Below are 12,845 nucleotides of genomic sequence, written 5' to 3'. Positions count from 1 at the left end.
GATTTTTTTATGGTTTGGAAGTCTAAATTCACTTTTTTTTGCTGATTATTCATGTCAGGTTTAACGCATGACTAGTGCTCTAGGAATCGTTAAAATTAGAAAAGGACGCAAATCAACTAAATAAGCTTTCCTGAGATCGTTAGCGCTCAGCTGATCTAGCTGATCCATGTGATCCATGTGAATCTATATGCTCGCATTAGCTATATTTTGCAAACTGTCTCTAACTTGCTCCACACTTCGATAAACTCCCGCGATCTTGACCAGCTTCCATTTACTTTCCCGATTCAAATAGTGTAACGTAACCGCACTCGGTAGCAGATATACCCGTTCATCCCCGATATCAAAGCACTCCATCTGCATTCCCTCGTTATCCGCAAAATGCTGCCATCCCTCTATTGTTGCTAGTGTACCTAGCTGAGGTGAACCTTTCTTCGTTCCATCTCCCTCTTCGGCCCAAATATCCACACTATCGAACAAATACAGCCCATCCCTCTGGAAGGTCAGATTCACTGTGTACCCCTCGTAATCAAAGCTAATGACTTCTAACTGTTCCTTTGCTACGCTCCATATTTCATCCGCCTGCGCTTTAGCCTGCTCCAGTGTAATCTTCCCATCGGCGGGTAAACATTGTTGGAACGTCCCTTCTGCCACATACTGTTCCAGAGCGATTGCAGCAAGGAGTTGCTTTATATCGTTATTCATATGTCGTTATTCAGCACCTTTCCGAGTCTCTTGACAGGGATTTCGCCAGAGTAAAGTTCACAGATCAGCGTTCTTATGGCGATGTTCAGTATATTCGATAATATGTCGCTAACTTCCTAGCCTGGATCAGAAAAAATATACCGGTTTGAACAACGCACTCCGTATGGAGTGCGACAATGGGGGCCGGATCAGGTCTGGTCTCCCCAAATAGATTTCAGTCCACCCACTCCATGCGGAGTACCACCTTACCTCTTCCGGTAGGGATTTCACACTGATTTGCTTATTTCTATCCATACACTTCATACGGAGTGCACCTGATCCAACAATGCCGAATACTCAATCACTGTTCCAATTTCAATCCACGCACTCCATACGGAGTGCGACAGCATTTTCGATAACCGCATCACGTTCGTTAACGCATTTCAATCCACGCACTCCATACGGAGTGCGACTAATCCCCACGATTATTGGGCTTTTTCTTTGTCCAATTTCAATCCACGCACTCCATACAGAGTGCGACTTTGCAGTTGTCAAAGAGTATGCAGTATCTTTATGATTTCAATCCACGCACTCCATACAGAGTGCGACCAACACCGTTCCTGATCACACACCATAACAGCATGATTTCAATCCACGCACTCCATACAGAGTGCGACGTTGTGATTATTGATCATCATCAGATCGAAGCAGAATTTCAATCCACGCACTCCATACGGAGTGCGACGGTCCCCATCGATGACGATATACTCCAGATCGGTATTTCAATCCACGCACTCCATACGGAGTGCGACCTTGTGGTTTTCTCCGACATCGATGGCATCGATATGATTTCAATCCACGCACTCCATACGGAGTGCGACTTTTTCAATATCGTCAATCTCAACTCCCGGTTCCTTATTTCAATCCACGCACTCCATACGGAGTGCGACTCCACTCTTTGGCGTAGAACAAACTGTTCTTCATCGATTTCAATCCACGCACTCCATACGGAGTGCGACGTCACATTCGATCACAATTCCGTAATTAGGTAAGAAATTTCAATCCACGCACTCCATACGGAGTGCGACGTCATATATCCCGGAGTCACATCGTCTTTTTCGAGCGATTTCAATCCACGCACTCCATACGGAGTGCGACTTGCCAATGTATCAGGGATTTACAAGCCTACGCTGGACATTTCAATCCACGCACTCCATACGGAGTGCGACCATAATCAAAATATGGCTAACTATTTTGCTGATTTTATTTCAATCCACGCACTCCATACGGAGTGCGACCCCCATTCTTCAAACATGACGTCAACAACATGTTTATTTCAATCCACGCACTCCATACGGAGTGCGACTTGTTGCTTCAATCGGACTGATAATCTCTCGTTGTATTTCAATCCACGCACTCCATACGGAGTGCGACAACTTCTTGCCGCCTGGTATTCAGTCGCTTACGAAATTTCAATCCACGCACTCCATACGGAGTGCGACCGTATTTTCTGGGATAAAGCGCAGCCGACCAAAGTCATTTCAATCCACGCACTCCATACGGAGTGCGACAGCGAAAAATAACGTAGATACCATATCAAATGATAAATAACAAACGTATCTTCGCTTTTATACCTTTTTACTAACCTTCTAAATATCGATTATAACTCAAATCTGTTGCCAAAAGGTCACGAAAAAGCGCTTTTCGAGGTGCGAATCCCCCGGGAAAATCATGTGAGCTTGGCATTCGCACCAGCTACAAGATCAACGGATCACTCATATCATAGGTTTCCTTAGCCCCCACGTGATCTACTTTGCTTTTGTAATTGTCGCCGAGATTATAAAATCGCAAGCTATCTGTATCCTTATCAATCAGTTCCTCTAGTTCATATCGTAAACGTCTGAATTGTGCAGCGTCTAAAATACACTCAAAAACAGAGTTCTGCACACGTTGACCGTGATCCACACATTTTTTTGCAACTCGGGACAATCTTCTTCGACCTTCACGATCCATCGTGCTCACATCATAGGTAATCAGAACAAGCAAATTTCACACCTACTTCCACAAAAATGGAGGGTATTCATCCAGATCACCACGAATATGTCTAGCAAGCAGTAATGCTTGAGTGTAAGGTACAAGCCCCCAAGATATTTTTTCATTCAAATACGGGTGAGTAATCTTCTCCTGTTTACGTTCCTGCCAAGCTTTTAATACTTTCTTGCGAGTATCATCGTCCATGATCACTGCCATGTTTTCTTTGATATAAAACCCCTTATCATTTACAACCTTTTTATTAATGAGCGACAGCACAAAACGATCCGCATAAACACCACGAAGCTCCTCCATCATATCTAATGCCAATGAGGCTCTTCCAGGTCGGTCCCGGTGCAAAAAACCAACATATGCATCAAGTCCCACCGATTCAAGTGCTGATTTCATATCATTTGCAAGCAACGTATACGCAAAAGAAAGCAATGCATTCACTTTATCCAGAGGGGGACGTCTGCTTCGCCCATAAAAATAAAAGGATTCCTTTTGCTGAAGAATCAGATCATCAAATACAGAGTTATACTGCACAGCCGCTGAACCCTCCAGCCCTCGCAGCACATCCAGTTGCTCTACTTCTCGCAGCAGTTTCATCGTTTCCCCAAGAGAAGCTGCTACCTTTTTCATCCGCTCTGTGTCGATACGTAAGGCATAATCCCGCGTAGCGCGTTCCAGAATCCATTTATTGTTGTACAGCTTGCCTGTAATCATGTTTCGTGCGACCCGTGCGCTGCGCGTCTCATCATCCGAGATACGATACTGCTCCTTGCGAAGCACTACGTTCCCCCTATCCTCTCCAATCACCCGAGCCAGAAAACGTCCTGTCCGTGTCATAAAAGTGAGACTGACGTTGCGTGTTGCACATGCACCCATCAAAGCAGGACTCACCCCCGCGTACCCAAATGCACATATCGCCTCCAGGTTGTGCAGCGGATATCGAGCCAATATCTTGTCTTCCTGCTTCACAAGTACATTCTCTCCATCTAACGCAAGGTAGGTGTCAGGCAACGTCACAAATAGAGTATTTAGAAGCTTTTTCATTCGTTCAACCTGCTTTCGATGTAACTTGAAACAGATCGTTTATTTAAAATATCCGGCACACATATGTTGATCAATGAGCAACTTTGACAGTGTGGCCCGGCTTTGGCTTTTGGCGTATGATTTCGTTCAAAATAATGTCTCATCTCCTGAATGCTCGAACGCACTCGTTCCCGATCCGCTTCGGTAATGACAACTTCCACTCGATGTTTAATCTCATCATAATAAAAGTAAGCTCGATGTATCTCACATACAAGCATCTCTTCAAGACACATCACTTGTGCGACTAACTGGGAATGATCCGAATCATTCCGTTTGGGCTTACCTCGCTTATATTCAACGGGAAAAGGAAGGTATAAACCTTCCTCCCCTCTCAGCGGAACACCTTGTGGATCACGGATAAATTCGACTACGTCACAGATTCCTGTAATTCCAAGTGATCTGGATTGCACAAGCAATGCCCGGACAATCAGCTTATCCCCCCGTTTTTCACGAATTAAAGGCTCGTCCGCTTTACGATGCAAATGATCTCCTTCAATCGTGCGCACATTATCTTCCCACTGCTGTTCGATATGGATCAAGGCCCATTGTCTCCGACAAAAATTAAAATGCTGAATGCCGGATAACAATAGGTAATCCTCTTCGTTATAGTCCTTCATACTGCTGAACTGCCAAGCCTTCTAACGGCACTACAGTATACTCGTAATCTTCGTATGACTTCGGTTCCAACACATCCGGCTTCAATGCAATATGCAGTGAACGGTGCACTTTGGCGGATGAATACTGTCCCAATTTGGAGTTATGCTCCCACCAATACAACTGATGCACCTCCATACTTCCATCTGGGCGAGCGGACGATGTATCATTTTCAAATAACGTTCTTAGCGACTCACGGATTTTCTCTGCGTCTTCATATGTAAAACCTGTTTTCTCAGCAAGTTGTGTGTTGATACTGCCGTAAAATACATACAATCCAAAATCTACACGGTGCTTCATGCCCATCGTATCCGAGCCTTTTTTGTCCGGGTCTTTCGCCGTTGTCACCGAGTTCACACTCTTCGTAATCTGCATGCTCGTAATATCAATTCGATTTAAGCTTACAGCTGTATGAATGGAGACGGGCCCACGAATACCAACTGATACGTCCGTTCCACTAAAAGCAAAAACCTGCCCGAAGCTGCGTACATCCATCCAGGACTGGCATGCAGCATCTGCATACAGTTCTTTGTTCGCTTTTTTCCCTTTGGCATGCTCCTGCACAAGCTCATTGGCATCGACGCGATCCTTAATAGAGCGGTGGGCATCCGTTCGTTTCTCGTCTGATTGCACCAAGATAGATTCTCCCATATCCAACAGACGGTTACGGATTTTACGCTTAATGCACACGTCTGAAATTTCACCTAAACCATCGTAGTTCTGACGAGGACGATTTCCGTTCAACGGATCACCATTCGGGTTCGCATTGCGGACAGACAATACAACGGCAAAATCAATTTTGCGATCAAGTGTACTCATTTAGTTATCCCCTTGTTCCATAGATTGGTTTTCTTCGTGATCTTCGGGTGTAGCTGTAGCAATCTCTTTATCCTTTTTGCTTGTGTACAAATCGTTACGCTGGCTGGAATATCCAAGTAGATACAGACCAGACAAAGGCCTGTCATTAAAATCTTCAATCTTGAATTTATCACTAAGTTCCTGTATAAGCCTGTTGTAATTAGAGGCCTTCCCGCCCATTCGATTCAGATGTGGATGAAGACTTTCATAAATAATTTTCCACGTTCTCTCCGGACGCTGTGAAAAGACATTCATATATCGGATAGCATTAGTCGCTCTCCTGTTAGCCCCTTCCGATCGAACTTTTTCTCGATCCAATTCACGTTCTTCGAGAACATCAGCCACGGCAAGTAATCTTCCAAATAAATAGTTACGATCTGCCGTCTCAGTATTTAGCGTCATTTCAAATCCCTCACTCTCGTGATGTTTTCTTACCAATGCACATGAAATACCTAACGTTTCTTCCCATCCTCCATCTTCTATACCTACAGGATTAGATGCACGATGGACAGCACTACGAATGATATCCAGTGGAATAGGTCTTTGATCAATAATGCATGGAAGCATTCGCTCCATTAATCCTTTCACGATCTTGTCACTCGCACGTCGACCATAAGCAGCAAAAGCAATCTCCTCAGGAGTAGGTGTACTAATAGACCGAACCTGTTTCCCGTTTTTATTTTTCCGATATCGATATAACCAATAACAACTTTCGTGCCAAGCTGCAATTCGATCCAGATACTTATTCTGATCCACTCTCTGATAATACATAATCGACATTCTTCCAGGTGTAGCAGCATCAAGAATCATAATAGTTACTTTATGCTTGGACTGGTACTCCCCATCGTAACGAAAGCCATTTAGTGCCTTTCTTACCTGTAGGGCATATTCTTTATAGGTTGTGTCACCATCTATAAACACTTCATCCTGCTCATCATCCCATAGATTAAAGTTGTCTTTTTGCGGTTCTGGCATATTCAGATTCGTACTGCCCCACACCAGAAAAACTTTGCCATCTATCGTTGTGCCTTGTTTATCTATCAGCCATTTGAGCGCGTTATGCCCTTTCTGGGAGACCTCATAGCTGACTGCGGCTGCTTCACGACTGGTGCGAAACCGTCCCCGAAATGTAAATCCGCTGGAATCATTCGCTGATATCAGCTTGGACTTATCCCCGGAATGACGTATGCGTGATGCATGTTTATCCGCCACTGGCAGATACTCCCCGGTAACGAAGCAAACATCCTTATCTTGCAAGCTCATCTCATAAAACCGGATAAACGACTGCTGCACGGATGCATCCCGCCACAATCTTGATTCAGGTTGCCCTGGTATATTCACAAGGAATCGGACAAATGCCCCACTTTGATCCGAAGCAATAACATTGAAAATCTTAGGTTTTTCACTCTCCTGATCTTCTGCACCCGCCACCCACTTATCTAGCAACTTTCCACGGTTATCCGTGTGCAGCACACCCCGATCTACTAAATCAGCAATCAACGTACCTTTGCTCACATAATCCAACACACTCTTTACCTTGGCATGACTAAAAGGTGACTCGCACCAAGCTTTAAGCTGAGCTACATAATCCTGATGAGGAGTGCCTTTCACCTCACCGCAGTAGGAAGTGTAATCCCCGGCAACGTACATTAATTTGTCAAAAAGCGGATAGGGCACTGGCGCACTCGTTCGACTCGCAGCGGCCTCGGTACAAGGAATGATAGTGCTGCCATCGTTTTTATCTACGACTTCTGCTCTAACGATATTTCCTGTTCCATCCAAATGCACCTCAATATGCGCTGTCTGCGTAGTGTGGGAGATCGGAATCAAGGCGTACTCTTTACCATTCTTCTTCGTTTCAAACTGTCCCACAACCTTGGCATGGTCATCATAGGTTTTGCTTAAATTCGCAAGCCAGTTCATTCACTCACCTCAGTTCCAAACCATTCGGAATGCAACTCATCGACCGACTGCATATTAGAGTTATCGAACACTTTCGCTGAACCTTCCCCAACTTTGCGCACCAATGTGCATTGATCTGGACGATCAAATCGGATAATGCCATTTTTCATTTTTGCTTTCCACAGCCGCACTTCACGCTCATTATGTCCCGTCTCGTCAGGGTAGCTGATCCCGTGCAGCATCGTGCCAAAATCAAGCTCCCCGATACCATCATAAAAGCCTTCACCTTCACCAAATGTACGAGGCTCAACATACCCCTGACATTCACGCGTGCCAAGAAAAACATCTCTTCTTCCTCCGACCTGAACGGCTCGTTTGGCGATGTTGTGGTGCTTGTGTTCGTTCTGATCATGCAGCAGGTCTTCACGATGTTTATTAAATTCAAAATGAGCTCTCACCTGATAACGAACATCTCTTAGATACGTATAATAGGCCAGCGTATTGCCCCCGCTATATTCGATTGGACGCATGCCTTTGGATTCCGTTTGAATCGGATTCATGATGCGAACCTCGTCTACAATCCAGATCAGCGTCGGTTTCCAATATACGGACTCTACGATGCCTTTGAGTGCCTGGTATGTCGGAATTTGATAGGAAAATTTCTCTCCCCCAAGCTTCGTGAGCGGGTCAGTGAATAACGCATAATTTCCGGAAACTTCAAATTCAATCTGATTTCTCACCAGCTCTGCTCACTCCTTTCTGTATCATGTAGCAGGGAGACCATGTGGCATGAATCTCCCTGCTAAATCAAAACTCACAGTGGCAAGTTTTTTTTATCTCGTCTTTGTAAAGCCGAAGAAGTTACTGTATCAGCTAATGCAGAATCTTTTCTTTTCAACTCCAGTATTAGTCTTCTGTTTTCGGATTTTATGATTTGCAATTCATTATTCATAGTTTTAAAGTGAATCAACACAGTATTTAAATCTTCAAAAAAAGACTTATCTCCCTCAACATGAACATCGGACGTTTTAATACGTCTTAGTTCCATTTGATTGATAATACTGTTTAACTTCAAGTCCAATAATTGTGTTTCTGGTTGGAAGAAGGAACCTTCATCTGAATGATTAAGATAATATTTCATATTAATCCCTCCCGAAAAGCAATGTGTTTACTTATTGTTTCTTTTGCTTTGTCCCTAATCACCTTCTTATGATATTTTATATTTAAAACAACACACATCTTCAATATATGATCCCGTTATCATAAAATTACTCTAGTCGCATAGAATTTATATTGAGAATAAAGATACTTGTCGCTGAAAAGCGTGGATTGAAATTTATGTTATTTTATATTGGTGAAAAATCCGCTTATAGAGCGGTTTTTTCCTTTTAAACCATTGCCATATCCCAAGTGCCCTCTCCCTTTGCTTCCACACCGAAATGTTCGGAATATGCCGGTTCGCGCAGAGCAAGGACATGACCGTGCAGCAAGTGTATAACATCCCCATTTTTCTCTAACTGCCGCAGTTCCTGATCATAGATGTTCACTGTATACTGTTGAGCTTCGCGTAACAGATCTCCCAACTCGTTAGGCTCCAATTCACCATTTAAATCCAGAATCAGCCTCTTTCCTTTATCACCATAAGGCACAATTACCGCCGTAGCATTATTGGATATGGCCTCAAAATACTTCTCCGCTGTAGCAATGCCATAATGGTTCAGCACCTCTGGCGGCTTGGCGTGTTTGTGTTTATATGCATCGACGTAATAACGGTTACGATCCATGAGATCAAACAGGTTTTTCTGTTCAAGCTTCTTAATCGGGTAATGCATCTTGTCTTCAATATCATGAAAATAATATTTAAAATAACGAGCAATCGCAGCGGAAGACAACAGATCATTCCCGAGTGAAGCGGGATCATCTCTGAACTCCTGAAGGACTCGCTCTGTTTTGTCTGCACCGATTTTTATATCTGGCAAATGGGTTAACACTTCATCCGAAGCTCGAACAATATACACGTTGCGACGCTCATCCTTGCCATGACGGTTGCATCGTCCAGCCGCTTGGGCAATCGAATCCAATCCAGCCAATGAACGTACAACACATTCAAAGCTTATATTAACGCCCGCCTCAATCAACTGTGTACTTACACAGATGATTCGCTCTCCTTTTCCCAACCGTTGAATCAGACCCTCCTGCTCGTCATTGCCCGAAAAAACATCTTTCCGATGTGCCGGACACATATTTGTGCTCAAGTGTACAATTTGAACTCCCTCATCTTGCAGCCACTCTACTTCATTTAATGTTTCAAACAACTTCCGAACCGCTGTTTTGGTATTCAAAATGACGAGCACACTGTTCACTTCCCGCATCTGATCTTGTACAAAAGAGGAAAGCTCCTCGGCACCCCAACCAGATGGCGACTGTTGTGTGAGATCATGTAATTCAACGCGTTTGAAACTGCGTCCCACGTGGTCCAAATCTTGAATAATCTCAGGTTCTTCCGAGAAATGAAGCTTGTGTTTTACAAAATCAAGTCCCGGCTGAGTGGCTGTACAGAGCAGCAAGCTGGAGCGCCCGATCACATGCAGAAAGTTCAGCGCCGCATTGAAAAGCGAGATACAATTCACAGGAACAGACTGCACTTCATCAAACACAATGACTGCATTAGATAGCTGATGTAGTCTCCTTACATTCCGAGTCCCACTGGCATAGAACGTATTCAGAAATTGAACCATCGTTGTGAAAATAATCGGGCGATCCCAATGATCACGAGCCAGCTTGAGATTTTTGGTACGAACCTCGTAGGTTTCGCCATTATCATCCTCTTGGCGATCATCAAACTTATCATCTGTAACGTTGGAATGATGCTCCAGAATCATGTCATCATTTTGCAAAATATTGCGTATCTCCGCGGCGTTCTGTTCTATGATTGTTGTGTATGGGACGATGTAGATAATGCGTTCTTTGTTATGCTCTATAGCATGTTTCAGTGCATAACGCATACTGGCAAGGGTTTTGCCGCCACCTGTGGGTATGGAAAGGGTGTATACACCAGACGGACGAAGCGCAAATTCATCACATTGGCGAGACATCTCCCTCCGCAATTGATTTATGGGTGAGTTGGCAGAGTCTCCTTGTTCAAGCCCAGCCAAGTGCTGAGACAATAATGTGTAGCTCTTTTGAAAAAATGATCGATGATCAATAGATTCTGCTGAATGTTCATTTTCCTCGAAACGTCTTGTGTTGGTTCGGTCTGCTTCAATCAGGCAGCTAAACATGTATTTCATAAGTAATGATCCCGTAATGGGTGGAAGCTTATGATCCTTAATGATCTTTATGTAGTGTTGTAATTCTGAGGTAGCGAGTTCAAATAATGAATCCAACTGCTCGGGAGGGTTGTTTTTAAAAAACTCTTCTTTAGCTTGTTGGTATTGCTTCAATTCTTTAGTGACGACACGTTCTATATAAGGAGAAGTTTGATCAGGAGATATATAGTCTCTCAAGCCTTGATGATGTGAGATGATGCAGTTGGCAATCCATTCTGCTGTGACTTTAGCTTGCGGTGTGGCATGGATGGTATGGTAACGCTCATGGATCAGCTTGCCGCCGGCCGTAGAATGATCTACCGACCCTCTTCGTGGAGGTTTGTCAGGATTCGCCACGGCTTCTTGAATGTAATCGCGAAATTGTTCAGTGTACTTGCCCATATCATGCAACAAACCTGTAATGCCAGCCAAATTTTTGATGCCAATCTTCTCTCCAGCCTGTTCTGCCCCCTGTTGCACCTCGATTAAGTGCGCCTGCACCGTTTGAATCTCGTTGTCTTTTTGACGGATATGCGCAATGTAAGTCATGCCAGCTCACCACCATGTTTTATCAAGACTTTACTACCAATTGTATAGGCAAAAAGACTTGTATTGTAATTTTCGACATCGAAATATATTTCCCTTCTAAAAATCGTATTTTTATAGAATATTATGTAATTCGATGTTAGGTTCAGTCGATTTCAAGTACTCTACACCTCTCTTGGATGCAAAAAGACATATCTCGTTTAATGAGATATGTCTTTTGGGGATTGTAGTTCATTTCACGCACTCGTGTAGAGTGCGACTTGCGACAATATTCGATGATATCGTCGATTGTTTCATTTCAATCCACGCACTCCATACGGAGTGCGACTTGTTCATTTTCTTCTACTTGATCACCTGGATTAATTTCAATCCACACACTCCATACGGAGTGCGACCTTTGTCTGTGCCTGTGGCTAGGCCGCTCGATTTCGGATTTCAATCCACACACTCCATACGGAGTGCGACTATTGAGAGAATACGTCGTACTCGAACCGGTAACATTTCAATCCACACACTCCATACGGAGTGCGACTTGACTCGGCTGAGTATATATACATAGACCTAGGTATTTCAATCCACACACTCCATACGGAGTGCGACCTTGCAGATTTCCGCAGGACGTTCGCACCGACTCCGATTTCAATCCACACACTCCATACGGAGTGCGACCCGTAATCTAAACCTGAAAAGCCGAGGGGTGACGGTATTTCAATCCACACACTCCATACGGAGTGCGACAACAAGACACCGGTTTAGCTGTAGTAGGCGAACCTGATTTCAATCCACACACTCCATACGGAGTGCGACTCCGTATTACAATCAGGCACAGCCAACAACGATGTATTTCAATCCACACACTCCATACGGAGTGCGACCCAGATTTCGCACTACAAGTTAAGGGAGATAGCATATTTCAATCCACACACTCCATACGGAGTGCGACCGCGCTAAGCGTGAACAAGCACTGGCGGATCGTGAATTTCAATCCACACACTCCATACGGAGTGCGACCAGTTGGTCGAACCATTCACCAAGATGGGCAAGAAATTTCAATCCACACACTCCATACGGAGTGCGACCCCGTTCCATAACGACCGAACTTGGCTAAAGATATTTCAATCCACACACTCCATACGGAGTGCGACACTTACCGGGTCAGAAACTAACAACAATGCTTATGTATTTCAATCCACACACTCCATACGGAGTGCGACCAGTCATGAGTATACCATTGGATTTTATGTTAGATTTCAATCCACACACTCCATACGGAGTGCGACCAGAGGAAGGCGATTTGCTTGGTAGGGACCCGGGAATTTCAATCCACACACTCCATACGGAGTGCGACATGATCGAGACCACAGGCACTGTGCTACCACAAAAATTTCAATCCACACACTCCATACGGAGTGCGACAGCGAAAAATAACGTATAAACATTTTCTCCAACGAAAATGTCTCGTAATTCCGCAACTCCTTACCATGATTCCCCCTAATTTTATACAAAGCAATCATATAATTCAACAAATTTGTTGCCAAAAGGGAACGAAAAGAGCAATTTTGGGTGCGAATCCCCCGGGAAAATCATGTGAGCTTGGGGTTCGCACCATGAGCAAGCATGATCTCAGGAACCTAACGATTCACAGCGACGCTATTTGGCCCATTTTGTGCATTCTCAGATTCTAACGATCACCATGTTGCTAGAATAAAAAGTGGACACCCGTTAACGGACGGAAGGATAATAAGAGGAACGGAGGTGTGTCCACATGGG

9 protein-coding genes and 2 CRISPR repeat arrays are annotated in these 12,845 nt (G+C 44.2%); all 9 genes read right to left on the bottom strand.

Annotated elements, in window-relative coordinates; genetic code table 11:
• Positions 1-183 precede the first annotated feature (183 nt).
• Complete coding sequence (locus tag ACQSGY_RS30585; RefSeq protein WP_427182383.1) at positions 184-702, bottom strand: hypothetical protein; 519 nt, start codon at positions 700-702, stop codon at positions 184-186.
• A gap of 211 nt (positions 703-913) precedes the next feature.
• Positions 914-2,252: direct repeats of the CRISPR family, unit length 33 nt; unit sequence ATTTCAATCCACGCACTCCATACGGAGTGCGAC.
• Between the two features lie 184 nt (positions 2,253-2,436).
• Complete coding sequence (gene cas2, locus ACQSGY_RS30580; RefSeq protein WP_188592856.1) at positions 2,437-2,727, bottom strand: CRISPR-associated endonuclease Cas2; 291 nt, start codon at positions 2,725-2,727, stop codon at positions 2,437-2,439.
• Positions 2,728-2,736: 9 nt separating this feature from the next.
• A complete protein-coding gene (gene cas1c, locus ACQSGY_RS30575; protein ID WP_427182381.1) occupies positions 2,737-3,768 on the bottom strand; it encodes a type I-C CRISPR-associated endonuclease Cas1c in 1,032 nt (343 codons plus the stop codon).
• Complete coding sequence (gene cas4, locus ACQSGY_RS30570) at positions 3,765-4,424, bottom strand: CRISPR-associated protein Cas4 (RefSeq protein ID WP_427182379.1); 660 nt, start codon at positions 4,422-4,424, stop codon at positions 3,765-3,767. Before cas4 ends, cas1c begins: the two co-directional genes overlap by 4 nt.
• Complete coding sequence (cas7c, locus tag ACQSGY_RS30565; protein ID WP_427182378.1) at positions 4,411-5,280, bottom strand: type I-C CRISPR-associated protein Cas7/Csd2; 870 nt, start codon at positions 5,278-5,280, stop codon at positions 4,411-4,413. Before cas7c ends, cas4 begins: the two co-directional genes overlap by 14 nt.
• Complete coding sequence (cas8c, locus tag ACQSGY_RS30560; RefSeq protein WP_427182376.1) at positions 5,281-7,242, bottom strand: type I-C CRISPR-associated protein Cas8c/Csd1; 1,962 nt, start codon at positions 7,240-7,242, stop codon at positions 5,281-5,283. It lies immediately after the preceding gene.
• Complete coding sequence (gene cas5c, locus ACQSGY_RS30555) at positions 7,239-7,961, bottom strand: type I-C CRISPR-associated protein Cas5c (protein ID WP_427182374.1); 723 nt, start codon at positions 7,959-7,961, stop codon at positions 7,239-7,241. The genes cas8c and cas5c overlap by 4 nt, the downstream gene beginning before the upstream one ends.
• Before the next feature lie 74 nt (positions 7,962-8,035).
• A complete protein-coding gene (locus ACQSGY_RS30550; protein WP_427182373.1) occupies positions 8,036-8,362 on the bottom strand; it encodes a hypothetical protein in 327 nt (108 codons plus the stop codon).
• A 247-nt stretch (positions 8,363-8,609) separates the two neighbouring features.
• Positions 8,610-11,078, bottom strand: a complete 2,469-nt coding sequence (gene cas3, locus ACQSGY_RS30545) for a CRISPR-associated helicase Cas3' (RefSeq protein ID WP_427182371.1) — start codon at positions 11,076-11,078, stop codon at positions 8,610-8,612.
• 292 nt (positions 11,079-11,370) lie between these two features.
• Positions 11,371-12,491: a CRISPR direct-repeat array (repeat unit 33 nt; unit sequence ATTTCAATCCACACACTCCATACGGAGTGCGAC).
• Positions 12,492-12,845: the final 354 nt, after the last annotated feature.

It is taken from the genome of Paenibacillus sp. TC-CSREp1 (assembly GCF_050171015.1).
GTDB classification, from domain to species: domain Bacteria; phylum Bacillota; class Bacilli; order Paenibacillales; family Paenibacillaceae; genus Paenibacillus; species Paenibacillus silvae.
Note: the sequence above shows the minus strand (reverse complement) of the source record. Positions and strands in the feature narration are given on the sequence as shown.